General features: G+C 51.5%; 12 protein-coding genes and 1 other annotated feature. Of the genes, 6 read left to right on the top strand and 6 right to left on the bottom strand.

From position 1 onward, the window contains the following. Window positions 1-735: 735 nt before the first annotated feature. The 3 genes from zapA to pheS all read right to left on the bottom strand — a co-directional run bounded on the left by zapA (window position 736) and on the right by pheS (window position 6923). Window positions 736-2901, bottom strand: a complete 2166-nt coding sequence (gene zapA, locus PBOR_RS09850; protein ID WP_342671124.1) for a cell division protein ZapA — start codon at window positions 2899-2901, stop codon at window positions 736-738. A 204-nt stretch (window positions 2902-3105) separates the two neighbouring features. After that, window positions 3106-5550: a phenylalanine--tRNA ligase subunit beta gene (pheT, locus tag PBOR_RS09840; protein WP_042211514.1), complete on the bottom strand. Its 2445-nt coding sequence runs from the start codon at window positions 5548-5550 to the stop codon at window positions 3106-3108. A 338-nt stretch (window positions 5551-5888) separates the two neighbouring features. Beyond that, a complete protein-coding gene (gene pheS / locus PBOR_RS09835; protein WP_042211513.1) occupies window positions 5889-6923 on the bottom strand; it encodes a phenylalanine--tRNA ligase subunit alpha in 1035 nt (344 codons plus the stop codon). A 58-nt stretch (window positions 6924-6981) separates the two neighbouring features. After that, window positions 6982-7269, bottom strand: a binding site (T-box leader). 271 nt (window positions 7270-7540) lie between these two features. Here pheS and PBOR_RS09830 point away from each other — a divergent pair. From PBOR_RS09830 to PBOR_RS35370, 5 genes are all read left to right on the top strand, one after another. Continuing rightward, a complete protein-coding gene (locus PBOR_RS09830; RefSeq protein WP_052429408.1) occupies window positions 7541-10171 on the top strand; it encodes a hypothetical protein in 2631 nt (876 codons plus the stop codon). 62 nt (window positions 10172-10233) lie between these two features. After that, complete coding sequence (locus tag PBOR_RS38335; protein WP_042211512.1) at window positions 10234-11757, top strand: efflux RND transporter periplasmic adaptor subunit; 1524 nt, start codon at window positions 10234-10236, stop codon at window positions 11755-11757. Then, a complete protein-coding gene (locus PBOR_RS09820; protein ID WP_042211511.1) occupies window positions 11754-12455 on the top strand; it encodes an ABC transporter ATP-binding protein in 702 nt (233 codons plus the stop codon). The genes PBOR_RS38335 and PBOR_RS09820 overlap by 4 nt, the downstream gene beginning before the upstream one ends. Next, window positions 12452-13624 (top strand): ABC transporter permease, encoded by a 1173-nt coding sequence (locus PBOR_RS09815; RefSeq protein WP_042211509.1) that lies wholly within the window; start codon window positions 12452-12454, stop codon window positions 13622-13624. Before PBOR_RS09820 ends, PBOR_RS09815 begins: the two co-directional genes overlap by 4 nt. A 562-nt stretch (window positions 13625-14186) precedes the next feature. Next, window positions 14187-15791, top strand: a complete 1605-nt coding sequence (locus tag PBOR_RS35370; RefSeq protein WP_052429407.1) for a sensor domain-containing diguanylate cyclase — start codon at window positions 14187-14189, stop codon at window positions 15789-15791. Window positions 15792-15870: 79 nt separating this feature from the next. Here PBOR_RS35370 and PBOR_RS09805 read toward each other — a convergent pair whose 3' ends face one another. Then, window positions 15871-16815 carry an alpha/beta hydrolase gene (locus PBOR_RS09805; protein ID WP_042211508.1) on the bottom strand — a complete coding sequence of 315 codons (945 nt, stop codon included), beginning with the start codon at window positions 16813-16815 and terminating at the stop codon, window positions 15871-15873. A gap of 37 nt (window positions 16816-16852) precedes the next feature. After that, window positions 16853-17707, bottom strand: a complete 855-nt coding sequence (locus PBOR_RS09800) for an SDR family oxidoreductase (RefSeq protein WP_042211507.1) — start codon at window positions 17705-17707, stop codon at window positions 16853-16855. Window positions 17708-17878: 171 nt separating this feature from the next. Between PBOR_RS09800 and PBOR_RS09795 the strand changes: the two genes are divergently transcribed. Beyond that, window positions 17879-18256 (top strand): MerR family transcriptional regulator, encoded by a 378-nt coding sequence (locus tag PBOR_RS09795; protein WP_042211506.1) that lies wholly within the window; start codon window positions 17879-17881, stop codon window positions 18254-18256. Window positions 18257-18393: 137 nt separating this feature from the next. On the opposite strand, the gene PBOR_RS09790 is transcribed toward PBOR_RS09795, so the two are convergent. Continuing rightward, complete coding sequence (locus PBOR_RS09790) at window positions 18394-18984, bottom strand: hypothetical protein (protein WP_042211505.1); 591 nt, start codon at window positions 18982-18984, stop codon at window positions 18394-18396. Window positions 18985-19242: the final 258 nt, after the last annotated feature.

Raw genomic sequence — 19242 nt, 5'->3', positions numbered from 1 at the left:
AACGGTTGCAATACTTAATTTATGAATAAGTTATCATATGAAAACTATGAAACCTATAAATCCTTAATTGTTGCAAGAATTACGTAATCGCAGCCAAAACCACCCGATGGCGAATTAAGCGGCACACCAGTGTTTGAATTGTCTCTACTTGCCTATTACGAAAATCCAAAGGGATTTATCCTTTTGATTTTCTCGTTCTGCCTGCTTCTGGCCGTTTCAAAGGGATTTATCCTTTTGATTTTCTCGTTCCGCCTGCTTCTGGCCGTTTCAAAGGGATTTATCCCTTTGATTTCCTCATTCTGCCTGCTTCGGCGGATTCAGGGGCACTTCTGCTCCTCTTTTCCTCCTATCGCCCGTTTTTGGCGGATTCAGGGGTACTTCTACTCTCTCGAAGGCACATTGTACTCAGTTTTTCGCATACATTCGGCTCATCTACCCTCTCGGAGGCACATTGTATTCGGTTTTTCGCATACATTAGGCCCATCTACTCTCTCGGAGGCACATTGTATTCGGTTTTTCGCATACATTCGGCTCGTCTACCCTCTCGGAGGCACATTGTACTCGGTTTTTCGCATACATTCGGCTCATCTACGCTATCGGAGGCGCATTGTATTCGGTTTTCGCATACATTCGGCTCATCTACTCTGCCTGCCGCTCACATCCCCCTAAACAGCAAAAGAGCTGTTCCAAGCAGCATCCTGCTTACAACAGCTCTTTCGTTAATGCATCCGCCATTCAACTGTCCTGTTCGATCAGTTGAATCCATTCATTATATTCACTCTGCAGCTTGGCATATTCCGCCTGCAGGCTGCGGTGCTCCTGGGAGAGCTTATCCAGCTCACTCTGCTGCAGCTCGAACTGCGCCTGAACCAGACGCAGCTGGCCCTGGACGAGCTCGTAGCTCTCGCCGATCTCCCCAAGCTGCTGCGCGGTCTCACTGCGCGAGCGGCTCACGGATTCCGCCTGAGCTTCAGCTTCCCCGGCTTCCTGCTGCCAGATCTCAATCTCCTCTCGCAGCTTCGCTTCCTGCTCGATCCACTGCTGCTCACGCTGCTGCAGCTCTTCGTACTTCTGCTTCCATGAAGCTTCGTACTCTCGGGTCTCGCGGAGCGCTTCCTGCTGCTCCACCGCCGCTGCGGCAGCTTCTCGGCCCGCTTCGTACAGCTCTTCCAGACGGCGCGCGGATTCCTCGCCCTCGGCTTCCAGCAGTTCATAACGTTCCTTCAGCTGTTCGCCATCCTGCAGAATCTCATCATACTGGGCGATCAGCTCTTCATAACGGCCGCGCAGCGCCGCCAGTTCCTTGCGGGCTGTCTCTGCCTCTTCCTGGTGAAGCTTGCCTTCCCGCTCTGCTTCGGCACGAAGCTGAGCCTCCAGGTCCAGCTGCTGTACCATTCCATCCGCCTGTCCGCGGAGGGTCTCGACTTCACGCTGCAGCGCCGCAGACTTCTCCCCGGCTTCCAGAAGATTCATCTCCAGCTCGCCGATATCCTCCATGTGCTTGTTCGCCAGCTCCTGCCAGGAGCTGGCTTCGAGCGCGGTCCGGTCAAATTCCGCCTGTGTCCGGCTCAGATTGTCCGTCGTCTCCCGCAGAGATTTGCGGAGAGCCGCCGCTTCTTCCTGCGTCAGCTCATAACGCTGGCGCAACCCTTCCAGCTCATCATTCAGCAGACCGCTGAGCTCATTGGCAGTCTGCAGTTCTTCCAGCGCCGCGCTAAGCTTGTCCGCTGTTTCCTGCAGCGCACGGTTAAGTCCCGCCGCTTCTTCCTGCGCCTGCACGTAACGCTGGCGCACTTCTTCAAGCTCTGCGCTATGCAGCTGCCTTTGCTCTGCCGCCAGGCGCAGCTCTTCGCCCAGCTGCTCTTCCCGCTTCAGCACAGCTTCGTACTGCGCAAGCAGCGTCAGCCGCGCATCGCGCTCGCCCTTGAGCCCTGCTTCCGCCGCGCGCAGCCGGGACTGCAGCTGCCCGGTTCCGCCGCGCAGCTCACCAAGCTGCTTCTCCAGCTCCTGAAGCTGCTGCTTGTGTCTGTGCTCCTGCGTCCCTTGGGACTGCCGCAGCTCCTTGTTCTTGGCCAGCTCCTTCTCAAGCGCTTCGCGCTCTCCGCTGAGCTCACTGGTGAGTGCTGCCTTGGTATCGGCGAGCTCCTTGCTCAAGGTTGAACGGATCTCAACAATCTCATTGCCCATAGATTCACGGGTCTGGATCAGTTCCTGCTCCAGCCCCGACAACGTCTCTGCTTTCTCCCGGGTCAGCGTCTCGCGGAGCTGCTCCAGCTCCTGCAGGTGGGCAGCCTTCAGCTCTTCAAGCTGCTGCAGCCGTAACGCTTCAGCGGCTTCCATCTCCTGTCTTGCAGCTTCCCGGCTTGCCGCCTGTTCTGCTTCGTAAGTCTCCCGCAGCGCTTTCAGCTCCGCTTCGCGGGCCTGCAGCTCCTCCGTCAGCTGCCCGCGGCTGGAAGCAGCAGACTGCTTCTCTTCCTCCAGCAGTTGTGCGTGCGTCTGGCGCTCCTGCTCCTGCAGCTCCAGATGTCTTGCGCGTTCTTCTTCCACGGCGGCAATAAGACGTGCCGCTTCTTCCTTGGCAGCCGCTTCAAGCTTCTCGTATTCTTCCTGCCGTTCGCGCTGCACCTCCTGAAGGCGTGACACCTCCACGCGCAGCTCGGTTCGTTCACCGGTCAGCATATTCAGTTCATTCTTGAAATCCTGAACCTGGATAGCCTGCTCTGCCATATGTACAGCTGTAAGCACCGCGATCCGCGGGGTATCCAGTCTGGAATGTGATTTGGATATTGCACGCATATGCTCGTCGACATAACGGGCAACCTGCTTCATATATTCAGTGCTGCTTCCGACAAGTTTATAGGAAGTTCCGTATATCTCCACGGCGACACGGGTCCGGTCCATAGCCACAGTTGTGCCCTCCTTTGTATGTGTGCGGATTCTAAGCTGATTTCCTTACTTCTTATTGTAGCGTTATTCCTTAACCTTTGGCAAAAAAAACGTGTTCATTTCATAGAATTAAACCGGCCTCCGTACTTCACAAGGGTACAGCAAAGCCGCAGCGAATCGGTTTCTAAATGGATTCGCTGCGGCTTTGCACAATTCCTGCTATTTTCTTAATTCTGCGCCAAAAGTTTGCTCCAGGGCAGAAACGACTCTGTCATGTACTTCAACAACCTCTTCATCAGTAAGCGTACGTTCGGTATGACGGTACAGAAGCGAGAGGGCAACGCTCTTCTTCCCAGCTTCCATTTTGCCGCCGGTATAGACATCGAACACTTGCACATTCTGCAGCAGCGTTCCGCCATGTTCACGGATGGAAGCCATCAGATGGCCTGCAGGAACTTCAGCATCTACCACTACCGCAATATCCCGTTCCATGCCCGGGAAGCGGTGCAGCTCACTGTACTGTAATTGGGCGCGCGCCGCATCATAGAGCGGCTGCAGCAAGACTTCAGATACATAAGTATCCTCCAGATCCATCTGGCGCTGAAGCTCCGGATGCAGCTGTCCGATGGTACCGATCTTATCGCGGCCTTCAGCCTGCAGCAGGTAGACGGAAGCGGAGCGTCCCGGATGGTAACCTTCAGGGGCATCCCCTTCATAGATTATGCGGTCCGTAAGGCCAAGATGGGCAATTACAGTTTCAAGCGCCCCCTTGAGATCGAAGAAATCCACCGGCTCCGCAGCTACATTCCACTGCTTGGCAGCACGCGTGCCGCTCAGCAGCAACCCAAGTACCGGCAGCTCGTTCGGCTGGCGGGTAAGCACTTCTTCATCGGTGAAGAAGACATTGCCGATTTCGAACAGCGCCAGATCGCCTTGACGGCGGTTGGTGTTATAGAGGGCAATGTCCAGCAGCTGCGGCAGCAGGCTGGTACGCAGCACGCTGCGTTCCTCGCTCATCGGCATAGCCAGCTTCACGGAGAGCTTGCCTTCCGACAGCGCCGGGAAGAGCTTGCTCTGTTCCGGCTGGATGAAGGAATACCCCATAACCTCCTGATATCCGCCAAGGGACAGCAGGCTGCGGAGCTCACGGCGCAGGAACTGCTGTCTGGTGAGTGCACCCGGAGTAGTAATCCCTTCAATCAGGGTTGTTGGGATGTTGTCATACCCGTACAGGCGGGCAATCTCTTCAATGAGATCCACATCATAGCTGATGTCGCCGCGCCGCGTGGGAACCTGAACTTCGACGATTCCCTGGGCAGCATCACCGCACTTGAAGTGCAGACGGCCGAACAAGGTCTTCACTTCCAGCAAAGACAGCTCGGTACCCAGGAATTGATTCAGCTTCTCCAGTGACAGGGTCAGCACTTTCTCCCCGACAGAGGCACTGCCTGCCTGCACAATGCCTTCATGCACGGAGCCACCGGCATAGCGGGCGATCAGTGCAGCTGCACGGTTAAGTGCAGGAATCACGGCACTCGGATCTACTTCCTTCTCGAAACGCTGGGAAGCTTCAGAACGCAGACCCAGCTGACGCGAGGTCTTGCGTACGGTTCCGCCGTCGAATTTGGCGGATTCCAGTACGATATTGACAGTATTTGCTGTAACCTCTGTTGACAACCCGCCCATTACCCCAGCCAGGCCGATAGCCCCTGACCCGTCAGCAATGACCAGCATCTGCGGCTCCAGCTTGCGCTCCTGGCCGTCAAGTGTAGTCAGCAGCTCGCCTTCACGGGCGAAGCGCACGCCAATAGTACCGCCTTCCAGCTGTCCGCCGTCAAACGCATGCAGCGGCTGTCCGTATTCCAGCATCACGTAGTTGGTAATGTCAACGATGTTGTTGATCGGTCGTACCCCGGCCGCCATCAGGCGGTTCTGAATCCACAGCGGGGATGGAGCAGTCTTCACTCCGGCAATATAACGCACTGCATAATGACTGCAGTATTCTTCATTCTCAATATTAACAGTGATGGAATCCGATGCCCGTCCGCCTGCTTCCACAAGCTCAGCTGCCGGATCAGCCAGCTGCAGTTCACGTCCCAGAATTGCACTCACTTCATAAGCAGCACCGATCATGCTCAGACAGTCGGAGCGGTTAGGGGTCAGGTCGAAATCCAGGATCTCATCGTTCAGGCCAAGCACCTTGAGGATATCCTGGCCGACTTCTGTATTCCCAGGCAATACGAGAATGCCTTCCTGCAGCTCTTTGGGCAGCAGCTTGTCGTTCAGCCCCAGCTCTTTGGCCGAGCAGATCATTCCCTGCGACAATACGCCGCGCAGCTTGGCTTTCTTGATTTCCAGTCCAGGCAGCTTAGCGCCTACCAGTGCGACCGGAACCTTTTGGCCGGCAGCGACATTCTTGGCTCCGCAGACGATCTGCAGATCCTCTCCCTGTCCCGCATCTACGATACAAATATTCAGCTTATCTGCATCCGGATGTTTTTCTTTGGATTTCACATAGCCGGTTACAATCCCGGAAATTCCTTTGTTTCGGCGTTCGACTCCGTCAATCTCAATGCCGGCGGTAGTGATTTTGTCCGCGAGCTCATCAGCGGTCACTCCGTCCAGCGATATATAATCAGAGAGCCAGGCGGTTGATACTTTCATTATGGCACACTTCCTTTTGTTTCAGATGTATTTATCTCCATGCCGTCTGTGCTTGACGCGCTTGCCAGTAAGCCGTTGTGCGATCTTTCCTTCCCGCTTCAAAACTCTCTGTTATTAGTGCCCCTGCAAGGAATATTTGGACTTCCGGCCGCTGTTGTATTTGGATTTCCTGATTCAAACCGCTCTTCGCGGTAGAAATCCAAATACAAAGGCGGACGCTGACGCTCCTACAGTTCCAAAATTCCTCTCCGGTTCATTGTTAACAGTTAATTGAAACAGTAAATCAAAATCCACAGCAGCCATTTCTGCCCCGCTCACCCCGCACACCCGCCAAATCTCTAAATTCCCTTGAACTGCTTCACAAAACCCATATCATTGGTGTAGAAGTAGCGGATGTCGTCGATGCCGTACTTCAGCATTGCGATCCGCTCGGCGCCTACGCCGAAAGCGAAGCCGCTGTAGATCTCAGGGTCGTATCCGCCCATCCGCAGCACATTCGGGTGAACCATACCGGCGCCGAGAATTTCCAGCCAGCCGCTCTGCTTGCAGAGACGGCAGCCTTCGCCGCCGCATTTGAAGCAGCTTACATCTACCTCAACACTCGGCTCGGTGAACGGGAAGAAGCTTGGACGCAGGCGGATGCCTGCCGTAGGACCGAACATCTCCTTCATGAACTGCTGCAGGGTGCCCTTCAGGTCGCTCATGCGGATATTGCGGCCGATAACCAGACCTTCAATCTGATGGAACTGGAAAGAGTGGGTCGCATCGTCGTCATCGCGGCGGAATACTTTGCCCGGACAGATGATTTTGACCGGAGTTTCGCCCTTCATGGCCTGCATGGTACGGATCTGCACCGGAGAAGTCTGTGTGCGCATCAGAAGATCCTCCGTTAAATAGAAGGAATCCTGCATATCGCGGGCCGGATGGTTCTTCGGCAGATTCAGAGCCTCGAAGTTATAGTAGTCTGTCTCCACCTCCGGACCTTCTGCAATCTGGTAGCCCATGCCGATGAAAATATCCTCAATCTCCTGAATTACGCGGTTCAGCGGATGAATTCCGCCTTGCGGCAGGCCGCGGCCCGGCAGCGACACATCGACCTTCTCCGCATTCAGTCGGTTCTGTGTCTCCTGCTGCTGGAAGATCTCCTGCTTTGTGCCGATTACCTCTTCAATGGCACTGCGAACCAGATTGGCCACTTGGCCGATCACCGGACGTTCTTCCGCGCTGAGTCCGCCCATACCGCGCAGAACCTCTGTAAGCTCACCTTTTTTGCCAAGGTATTTGACGCGCAAATCATTCAGAATCTGCGGATCGGTGACCTCCTGCAGCTTAGCCAATGCCTCGGCCTTCAATGCTTCCAATTTCTCTTTCATGCCTTGTACTGCCCCCTTAAATCTCGTATTGTCAACAAAAAAAGGCCTTTCCTCCCGGTAAAGGGACGAAAAGACCGTGGTACCACCCTTGTTAGACGGCTGCGACGCTTCCCTTAAGAGCAATATTCCCTCTTTCGGACCGGCGGAGACCTGTCTCACTTTAACAGAAATAACGGTCTGCGGCCGGTATCCCCTACTGTGTCCCTCAAGGAAGCCTTGAATGGAATTCAGGGAACTGCTCCGGAGTGAACTTCGGCAGCTCTGCTCTCTTAGAAACGCTCTCAATCTGCGGCGCTTCCTCCCTGTAAGCCAGGCACTGCGTACTTTTCTCCTTCAATGCATTTATGCGGATTGTGTCAAATATACTCGATCTTCCAGTTCAGAAGATATGTCTATTTATTATATGCAAAAACAGCGATTTTGACAAGTTGCATAATTTTAGGTTAATTTTTATCTTCTTTTAAGCTTCCTTTAAGCTTCAGCGCGGTTTAAGGGGTCTTTTTTCAGCGAACGTTCAGCCAATTTTGATATTTTCCCTTTTGAGATAAGCCTGGCTGTCCTCATTAGAACAGGGCGGCTTTAGGATAGTATCGGCTTTTATACAGGGAGGGAAATTCATGCTTAAACGAAGAAAAGCATTTGTTCTGCTGTTACTCAGTACATTTGCTGCAAGTCAAATCGCGGGGATCGCGGGAACCACGGCTTTTGCTGCCACAGCCAGTACAACCACTGCCAAATCAGCTGCCACAGTAACGGAAATTTCCACACTCACAGGCATCAGCGCAATCAAGCTCGGCACTACGCTTAGTGTGAAGCTGGGCAATGTAGGCATTCAGAGCCAAACCGGCGGAAATATTCTTACTTATACACTTACCTATACTAACAATGCAAGCAGCAGCGTCAACATGGTCAATTATTTCTCCAAAATCGTGACTGCCGGAGGAAGCATCATTAAGGGAATCCCGGTCAGCGCAGACAGTGCTGTTAAAAAGATCGCTGCTAAGCAGAGCACCAGCATTACATATTATGCGAATATCGGAACAGCCGCCTCGGCCAAAGGGCTCAAAATCAACATGTACGGCTGGAACTTCAGTGCCGCCAATTACGAACAGCGCATCGGTACTTTCACCATTCCATCTAATTACTCGCTGTCCTCCCTTACCGGTGAGACCCGCAAAATTGAACTCGGCAGCATTCCGGTCAACACCAAAGCTGAGTCTGCACAAATCTACAAATATAACGGCAAGGTCTACGCCAAGGTTGGACTCAGTATAACGAATATGGGCACCAAAGTACTCACAGACCCAGGCTACAGCCTGTACCTGAAATCCTCGGGCGGCTCTACCTTCACACTTACGCTGGATGACAGCAGCTCCGAATACAGGATTCAGCCTCAGGAGAAGAAGACGCTCTACTATATGACTGAGATTCCATCCTACATGAACGTCACCAAGATGACGCTGCAGATCGCTAAGCTGGATGAAGGACTAAAGCTCTATCTGCCGGTCTCCTCCTATTCACTGCCTGCTGCGGGTACAGCTGATTTCACCGTGGCGGCTGGTTATACCAAGAAGATCTCCATCGACAGCAATATTGTAGATATGAAGCTCGCGGACGCAAGTGTCCATGCAGACAATGGCAATGCCGTCTGGAATTATCAGCTCACAATAAAGAATGCAGGGACCAAAGCAGTTACTTTGCCTGCGTATGAGCTTGCTGTCAAATCCGCTGAAGGCTATACCTTCCCGGTTACAACTACCGCGTTCAGCTCCCTTACCTTGAAGCCGCTGGAAGAGAAGCTGATTGAGCTGACCGCCAGCGTTCCGCTGGAACTGGGTCAGGATAAGCTCGAACTGCAAATGGTGGCCCCTGCAAGCAGTAGCAGTAACAGCAGTAACAGCAATAGCAGCAGTGAGACCAGCACCAGTTCAAGTAAAGTAATACTGCCTGTAGCCTATTTCAAAATCCCTTATTCCCTGGCGGGCAATACTCACATCGCTACAGAGAACAGCATTACCAACAGCTACGGCACCTTCGGCGTCACACTGAATTCCCTGCAGCGTCTGCCATGGGGCAGTGAAGATATCGTACAGGCTAAGGTCACCATCAGCAATCATTCCTCCAAAACGATTACTTTGCCTGCCCTTACCGGTGTTCTGAAAGTTGACCAGACGGATTTGAGCTCGTCCTCACAGCTGTACACGGAGAGTACCAGCACAGTTCTTGCTCCTGGAGCCAGCACACAGGTCTCGGTTCTTGCCCGTGTGCCTTATACGCTCGATTTCAGCCAAGCCCAGATCATTCTTCAAGAAACATCCGGCACCAGCACTACCCAATTCCTCTCCCTTGGCACAACGGACGGGCTTAGCAGCGGTATTACGCCTCTGGCTGTGGGTGAATCGTTCAAGATTACCTCGACCGGCAAAAAAGCCAGCGTGAAGGAACGCTCAACCCTTGTGTATAGCGGAACCAGCAATAACCTCGTCTATAGTGAAGTCGAAATGAACAGTGAAGAAACCCGGCAGACTGACCTGGCCCGTCTATATGGACAATTCAAAACCGCCGACGGACAGTATTTCGAGGCAACCGCAGTCCAGTCGGAGAGTTCCACCAGTCCGGCAGGCAAGACCCTGGTCGCCTTCTGGGCTAATACACCGGCTGCCGTGGACACAAGCGGCCTTCAGCTGTATGTCAGCCAAGAGATTGCCGGCGGCAAGCTGACTTCAGCCGGAACTGCGGCTACAGCCTATGTGAATACCTCAGCATTGACTCTGGCTCCTACGGTGCCTACACCTGCTGCTAACCTGACTTCTGTGACCCTGTATCCTTACACACTGGCCATTTCAAATTCCACAGGCACAATTACATCAGGCACCACCAGTCTTGTATTGGCGTTTAATTATAATCTTACACGGGATACGACTTACCAGATGGGGGCATTCGACCATAAGCTGATTCTGCACATCACTGACCCGTACGGACAATATTTCGAGAAAACCCTGTCACTCGGGACTGATTTGGCGGTAGGGAATTATAGCTCCTACACCACAACCATTACCAATACACTGTTCAAGAACTTAAGCGGAGGCACTTACAAGCTTACCCTGTACGATGAATTCCAAGGCCAGCGGACAGAGCTTGGCGGACAAGTCTACTCCATCGATGTTGTGACCAAAGCAGCTTCAACTGCGGATACCGGCACTGCAGCGGCCGCAGCCACGGGCAGCACCGAAGAAAGCGGTTCTTAAGCTCCTGAGATTCTTAGGTACACTTAACCCCTTATATCATTTGAGTAAGATGGAGGATCGGAATGAAAAAGAAGAAGAAAATTATTATCGCCTCAGCGGTTGTTGTCGTTGCTATTGCAGGTATTTTGAGCTATGTATTGTGGCCGGAGCAGAACCGGCAGATTAATGCCGCTCCAATGAACACGTCTGTTGTGACCAAGGGAAATATCCTCGTTGGTGTCTCAGGCTCCGGTTCAGTTTCGGCAATCAACAGTGAGAGCATCCGCACTAAAGAAGCCGGCGAAGTGGATACAGTCATGGTTAAAAAAGGTGATGTCGTCAAAAAAGGCGATGTGCTGATCACCTTTGTGGCGGGCGATTTCGATGACAAGCTGAAAGAAGCCAACAAATCGCTGGAGAACCTCAAAACCGAGCTTACAAACAAGCAGGAAAACTACAAAACGATCGCGATGAATAATGCTACAGATGAAGAGCTGGAGTCGGCAAAAACAGCCATTGATAAAGCCAAAAGCGATATTGCCGATCAACAGGATTCCATTGCTGCCATCCATGAGGATATGGTTCCCCCAGATCCGTTAACCGCTCCTATAGACGGAACGATTACAGCTGTAAATATTACAGACGGCGAACAGGCTCAGAATGGTACAGAGCTGTTTACCATGACTGACTACGTCAACCTGAGCGTAACGGTACAGGTGGATGAACTTGATATTCCCCAGATTAAGCTCGATCAGGCATCAACCATTACTCTTGATGCGCTTGAGGATAAAGAGTTCGCCGGTAAGGTTATAGATATCGCCAAGGAAGGAACCTCTTCTAACGGCGTCTCCCTGTTCAATGTTACTGTAGGCTTAAATGACTCTGAGGGGGTGCTGGTCGGCATGTCCGCAGAAGTGGCGATTACCATTGAAGAGAAAAATGATATTCTGACCGTGCCGATCGAGGCGGTATCCGAAGTGAACGGCAAATATTACGTGAATGTGCCTGTGACCGAAGGCGGGGAATCTGCGGCAACTGATATCGGTGCGGCAGGCGGGCAAGCTCCGAGCGGTGACGCGGCGGGTGGCCAGGCTCCGAGCGGTGACGCGGCAGGCGGGCAAGCTCCGAGCGGTGACGCGGCGGGCGGCCAGATTCCGAGCGGCGATGCGGCGGGCGGCCCTCCTAGCGGTGAATGGCAGGGCGGAGAAGGTCAGACAGGCGGCCGGGGCATGCGCAGCGGCGGTTACGGCGGCGGTGGTTACGGCGGCGGTGGTTACGGCGGCGGTGAATTCCCGGGCGGCGCATCCGGCGGTAGAAATGCAGCAAGTTCAGCATCCGGCATGAAACGGGTGGCCGTAGAGGTCGGCATCCACAATGAGAGCAGCATCGAAATCGTGAGCGGCTTAAATGAAGGTGATGAAGTGGTCATCCCAACCGTGATCTCCAGCGGCAGCAGCTCCTCCCAGCAGACCATGCAGCAAGGCGGTATGGGCGGCATGGGCGGCGGATTTACCGGCGGCGGGTTCACAGGCGGCAGTACCGGCGGTGGATTTACCGGCGGCGGTGGTGGCGGTGGCGGCTTCTCCGGAGGCGGTGGCGGACGATGAGTGCCTCCGAACCATTAATCCGGGTTCAGAATATGCAGCACAGCTATACGATGGCCGGAGAATCGATGTCGATTCTCAAGGGCCTGACCTTCAACATTGATTACGGCGAGTTTGTTGCGATTATCGGCCCCTCCGGTTCGGGCAAGTCGACCCTGATGAACATGCTGGGATGCCTTGATGTAGCGAATGAAGGCGATTATTTCCTGGACGGCCAGGAAATCCGCAAGCTGTCAGACAACAAGCTGGCCCAGATCCGCAACGAGAAAATCGGCTTTATCTTTCAGAACTTCAATCTGCTGCCGAAATTATCGGCAGTAGAGAATGTCGAGCTGCCGCTAATTTACCGGGGAATGTCTCACCGGGAGCGCAGAGAAGTTGCCCGCAACGCTCTGGTCAGGGTAGGTCTTGAGAGCAGGATTGATCATCGTCCGTCTGAGCTGTCAGGAGGTCAGCAGCAGCGTGTGGCTATCGCCCGCGCGCTTGCCGGCACCCCTCCGATTCTCCTTGCCGATGAACCGACCGGCGCGCTTGATTCCAAGACAGGCAAGGAAGTTCTGGAGATGATCAAGGAGCTGAATCAACAGGGGCATACCATTATATTAATCACGCATGACCTCGAAATCGCCGAGCAGGCCAAACGGATTATCCGGATTCAGGACGGGGATCTCGTTGAGGATCGGAAGGTGTCGCAATCATGATGCTGTATCAGAGTATGAAAATGGCTTTTAAAAGTATTCTCAGCAGCAAAATCAGAGCTTTCCTGACGATGCTGGGCATTATTATCGGTGTATCCTCCGTTATCGCACTCGTCTCGGTAGGGCAGGGAACGACTTCACAGATTACGGAGTCCTTAAGCTCCCTCGGAACCAACCAGCTGACGGTTAACATTATGGGACGCGGGGCGACGACTTCTTTAACCTATGAGGAAGCTCTGGCACTTGGAGAAATTGAAGGTGTAGAGAATGTGTCTCCCGTAATTACAGGGAATGTTACCGCCAAGAATGGCACCGAGAACGTTTCAGTATCCGTAGAAGGAATAACACCTGCCTATGAGGAAGTCCAGGATTTCCATGTGCAGTCCGGACGGTTTCTGCTGGAGATTGATACAGAATACCGGCAAAAGGTGGCTTTGATCGGATCAGATACGGCAGAGGATCTGTTCGGCACGGATAATCCTGTAGGCCAAAAAGTTCAGCTTAACGGAAGCAGCTTTAAGATCGTCGGGCTTCTGGAGAGCAAGGGTTCAACCAGCGGCGGGTCCAGCGATGAGAAGATTCTGATTCCTATTTCAACCGCTGAACGGTTCCTGCAGAGTAAGGGGGTCCGCTCGATTACCATCACAACCACTTCGAATGACAATGTAGAGGATGTAAAAACCGAGCTGGAGTCTACACTTGATGCCAAATTCAGCGGTGCCGAGAACTCCTACTCTGTATTCGATTCCCAGGAGATGCTGGAAACAGTGAATGAGACCAGCGCTACTCTCTCTATGGCGCTGGGCGGCATTGCCGGCATTTCACTATTCGTCGGCGGCATAGGCATCATGAATATTATGATTGTCTCCGTTAACGAGCGGACACGGGAGATCGGGATCCGCAAAGCTATCGGGGCCAAAAAAATCAACATCATGATGCAGTTCATGATTGAGTCTGTAGTCTTAAGTGGAACAGGGGGCCTGATCGGAGTCGGGCTGGGACTTGGCGCCAGCTGGGCCGTGGGGAAATACACGACCATGAATGTGGCGACATCCTGGAATATGGTCCTGATCTCCTTCACGTTCTCCTTGATCATCGGGGTTGTATTCGGAATGATCCCGGCAAACAAGGCAGCCAGAATGCGGCCTATCTACGCGCTCCGTAACGATTAACATTCTTGTATACCCGTAGATTCACACTTTGTTTACTCTATCCGTCCGTCTCAGATTTGCTTGAGGCTGGCGGATTTTCTTGTTCCATCCATCTTTTCCATGTTTCCCGGAGCAGTTGCAGCAAATTACCTTTTAAATGATGCCGGGGGAGTATCGTTTGCTTTAAATGTGGGTAATAGGTCTCACAGGGTAGAATACTTATAATAGTAGGTTATACATAATTCTTCGTAATAAGCAGCAAAGTGATACGTCTCAGGTACTCTCCTTCCCGGTCCTGGTTCGCTTGACGACCCGTAAACCCGGCAGCAGGAGAAGATGAGGCTTATTATTTATTTCAGCAATTGCTCTGCATGAAGGATGTCCTATATACTGGTGAAAAGAAACTGCGGTTAACCGGGAGTTTTTCTTTCATTTACCTCCCTCTTCCCCAACTTATAGGACCCGCTTACATACTCTCTTTATCATGCCAGCAAACAGCCATTTGCCGCATAAGGATAAGATCCGCATGCACCCAAGGTACACCAATGAGATTCGTAAAGTTCTATGCGGGGAGAGGATGACAGTGGCAGTTTTTTCCGAAATCACAAACACACGCAGATTAATCCTATTATTCACCTCCATCTCCGTTCTTCTGGTTGGCGTCAGCGTTGCCTCCCTGTTGTATCTGAATCATACGATGAATAAACTGTCGGACTCCCTATACAACGATGTATACCAGAACTCCGAGCTCGTGCTGAATGCCGACCGTGATCTGCATCAGGCGGCCATTGCGCTTCAGACTTCCCTGGGCGGCAATATAACCGATGCGCAGCGCAGCGCGTTCTCGCAAGAGTTCGAGGACAATAATGCCCAGGCGCAGCAGCGGGTGAGTACCGCCCGCTACAATCTGGATTCTGTAGACAGCCCATACAATGGAATGAAGCAGAGCGAACTGCTGCTGGGTGAGCTCAGAAGCGAGCTGGAGCAGTTCGAGACCTCAGTTGAGCTCTGGAAGGATAACGGAAGGGAACTGATCTCACAGCGGGTACAGAATAACTGGAACCCCGCGGTCTACTCCCCGCTGGCGGTTCATACCCAGCTCAACCAGGTAAGGGGGACGCTGGATACCGCGGAGGATCTGATCGACAGCTATGCCCGGCAGGTTATTCTCGAGTTCCGGAACTTGAAAAGCTCGCTGTTCGCTGTCTATTCAGTATTCCTGTTCCTGCTGGTCCTGGTTATTATTTATCTCTGCCGCAGACTCATCTCATTGCAGAATGAAATGCTGGAAGAGAAATCACTGTACCAGCTGATCGGTGAAACCATGTCGGATTTCATTATATTGACCGATCATAACGGCCTGATCCTCTACGCCTCCCCTTCACATTCCAGTGTGCTTGGTTATGTTCCAAGCAAGGGAGTACCCCTCTCCAACTATATCCGTGAAGCCGAGATCTCCTGGGCTAAGCTGAAGAGTGTAGTTCAGGCTTCACCGCGGATTTCCGAGCTGCGTATGCGTTCGGCAGAAGGCCACTGGGTATGGCTGGAGACCAAAGTAACACCGATTCCCGGAAGCAGAGCGTTCCCTGCGCAATTCATGCTGGTATCCCGCGAGATTACCCAGCGCAAGCAGTATGAGGAAAGGCTGCACAAGCTGGCCTTCTATGATCATTTAACCGCCATTCCCAACCGGGCTCATTTCAAAATGTATATGGAGAATCTGATCAATCAGCCGGAGGAACGCCGGCAGGAGATTGCCGTGGCTCTGCTCGATTGCGACCGGTTCAAACAGCTTAATGATACTCTGGGCCATCTGGCCGGGGATGAATTTCTGCAATTGCTCTCACGGGAGCTGCAGCAGACCGTCAAGGGCTCAGGCCAGGCATTCCGTATCGGCGGCGATGAATTCGCGGTTGTGCTGCACCGGTTCACAAGTCCGGAGATGCTCGATGAAATGCTGGCACGTCTGCTCCAGCTGTTCAATAAGTCCTGGTCGGTCAACAAAGGCTCCAGCTTCCATACCTCTGCCAGCATTGGTGTAGCCCTTTATCCGCAGCATGGAAGCAGCATCAATGATCTGCTCCGCGCAGCCGATCTGGCCATGTACCGTTCTAAGAATCATGGCGGCAATGAAGCCAATCTGTACAGCGAAAATGTGGATGAAAAATACACCCGCCAACCGAAATAACGCAAGGCCTGCAGATAGAGGGCGCGCATTCCTTAGCGAATGCGCGCCCTCTATCTGTTTTGCTGAAGAAATCAGCCGTTTATTTGTATAAGGCCCGTTTTAAAGCTGTTTGATATTCTTTCACCACTCTTTGGCTGACCTCCGCAGAAGGAAAGTATTCTTCGAAACCATGAAAACATCCGGGATACAAATGAAATTCTGTCGGCACACCTGCCTGCGTAAGCCTTGATACATAATTAATGGTTTCATCGCGAAACGGATCTAAATCACCAACGCATGTGTATGTGGGCGGAAGCCCTGACAAATCAGCTGCCCGGGCCGGAGCAGCATAAGGGGATTCCTGGCCTTTTTCTCCTAAATACATTTCCCAACCCAATTGGGATTTGGCTTTGTTCCATACTCGGTCATCCGTTATTTCATTACTGGACTTTGTAAGGAGCTGATCATCAAGCATCGGATAGAGGGGCATTTGAAACATAATCGGTGGGCCATTCCTATCTCTGGCCAGCAAGGAGACAGCTGCCGTTAATCCGCCGCCGGCGCTTGGGCCGAAGACTGCGATTCTGGATGAATCGCTTCCCAGTTTCTCTGCGTTTCCGGAGAACCAGGTGAGTGCAGCGTAGCAATCTTCGAGAGGAGCTGGAAACGGATGCTCAGGGGCCAACCGGTAATCCACAGAAACGATAACACATTCGAGTTCCGATACCAGTTCCTGCAGGGTATAATCCATCATATCAGCGGAGCCCAGAATATATCCTCCGCCGTGAATATATAAGAGCCCAGGTAGAGTATGATTCTTCACTCTAGGCTCATATATTTTGATGCGGACATCCGGATCTCCTTCTGCCCCCGGAACAGTTCTTTCTGAGATCAGGACTTCATCATTAAGGGGCAGCGCTGCGGCCATTCCGGCAGCAAATTCATACATCTCTTTCCTTTGGTCTGCCAAATTCTCTCGGGTATATACAACCTTTGGCAGGGCAGCAAACATATTTTTAAGTTCCGGATGTACTTTTTCCTCCATTGTCCAACCATCCTTTGTGAAGCAGAATTATTATTCTTTATTGAATGCCGGCTTGTCTATTTCGCCACGCCGTTTGCCCCAACAGCTCCCGCATGGTACTCATGTACTTCTCTTCTGACTGGGACCATCTCAGTTTGGCTGTTTCTTCTGCGTCCGGACCTGCCAGATAGCGCAGCCGGTCAGACGGATCGCATGCCGCGGCATACACCTGATCTGCAGCCTGATTCTCATCTGAACTCTCAAACGGATAGTCCAGCATGCAGTTCATCATATGTTCAAAGTAAGGCTGGTACGCTTGCGGAACGGACAGGTTTTGAGTTGCGGCCATGGTGTTTGACGAGAAATTCGTTGTAATCATGGCTCCGGGTTCCACAAGCTTAACGGAGATATTTTGCGATTCCAGCTCGTACGCAAGAGATTCGGACAGCCCCTCGATGGCATGCTTGGTTGAGACATATACGGCCAGAAGAGGATTGGAGGCAAAACCAACGTTTGAAGTGATATTGATGATAGTGCCGCCGCCTTGCATTCGGAAATAAGGGGTGATTGCCTGAATGACGTTCATGACACCGAAGACATTAGTCTCGAAGATCGCGCGCGTAACGTCCATGGGTGTTGCTTCAAATATCGAGAGGATACTAATTCCGGCGTTGTTCACGACGGCGTCGATCCGGCCGAATCTGCTGATGCCTGCAGCTATAGCCGCTTCGATGGAAGCGGGCTTAGTAACATCAAGTTCTGTTACGAAAATCCGTTCGGGATTGTCCTCCGTCAAGCTCTGGTCCGGTTTGCGCATCGTCGCAACCACATTCCATCCTTCCTTCGCAAACTTCTTCGCAGTTGTATTTCCCAGTCCGGTCGAACTCCCGGTGATTAACACTGTTTGAGTCATTGAACATCCTCCTTATTATTTGCTGTTCTCACAGCTTACCGGATTGAAGCGGCTCTAAGTCAAATCTATCAATTCAAGCCTTTTATATAGGGATCTTATGGACTGGAGGCAACTCTGGATTGTAGAATATACTAGAGTCACTCTAACATTCAATAGGCGGTGAAACATCTTATGGCTTATACGATTAGGGATATCGTTGAGAGAACGGGCATTACCGCATATACATTGCGTTATTATGAGAAGGAAGGCGTATTGCCGACGGTTGAACGGGATGCAAACGGGGTCCGGCAATTCAACGATCACTACATCGAGTGCGTGGAGACGGTTCAGGCTCTTCGTTCGACAGGGCTGCCTCTGTCAGAAATCAAACAATACGTTGAGTTGTACAAGCGTGGAGCTCCTACACTGCACCTAAGAAAATTGATGCTGTTCACCCAAAAAAGCAAGGTAGAGGAACAATTAACAAGAATGTTAAAAATGCTGGAAAAAATCAATTACAAGCTCGCCTTAATCGATGCCCAGGAAAACAAACTAAACAGACTCCCCTAATGAAAAGAGCTGATCTAACTGGTGGAATAAGAAAAGCAGTTAAGGATAATCTACAAACTACAAAAAGCCCGCACTGGTATGACCAACTTGGATCATCCACAAATGCGGGCTTTTTATAGTTATGATTATAGTTAAGGTTATTGTATACTCAAGGAACCACCATTAGCAGTATTAAGAAACTCTCCCCCTGCATTAACGAATATACTCTCATCTTCATTTATAGGAATATAACGTTCATCATTAAGCCTTTTTAAGAATAATGTCACCTCTTGATCCTTTAATAACTTGGTAGAACCCTCTGCAACGACATTCACACTTCCGTCAGAACCTCCCATTTGAGATACTCTAATGGCTTTTTGATCCTCAGCTGGATCACCTTTGATTACCTTGGTGACTTCCAAGCTAACATCTGTGTAATAAGAATAGTAGGCTCCCTTATTGTCAATGTTACTTCCCAGATCCTCCTTAACGATCCCTTGAACCACTAGATCTGCAGCATCAGCCAACTCATTGTCATCCTTATAGTAAACTGCCCAGTTAGGATGCAAATGAATTGTTTTTTCGCTAGAAGAATTTACTGAATTAGGCTCGGCAGTTTCACTATTGCTATACCATTTAGCAGCGCCGGAAGCCCAAGCAGTAGTAACAGCTGCAAAAGCAAGCGAACCGCCAACAACTAATAATAATGCGGCAATAGTAAAAAGTTTGGAGAGCTTATTTTTTTTCATTTCCTTCCTCCCTGTTACTTATTATGATTTTATTTGTTGTAATGAAAGTCCGCTTTGCTTTAACTCTAAGATATGAAGGCTACTTAGGAGGTACAATAGACATAAATGTTGTACATTTTGCAACTTAGATTCAATGGTAACCGGGCGTTCGGAAAGATTGTTGTATAAAATACAAGATTAATCCTGCTAAGCCGCTTGATCAAGATAAAATCCTGCCTTTTATACAACAATTTTGGATTTGGGCCGGAATGATGGCGG

The sequence above is a fragment of the Paenibacillus borealis genome, from assembly GCF_000758665.1.
In the GTDB taxonomy this organism is placed as follows: domain Bacteria; phylum Bacillota; class Bacilli; order Paenibacillales; family Paenibacillaceae; genus Paenibacillus_AQ; species Paenibacillus_AQ borealis.
The sequence above is the reverse complement of the archived record's forward strand: the minus strand, read 5'-3'. Positions and strand labels throughout refer to the sequence as shown.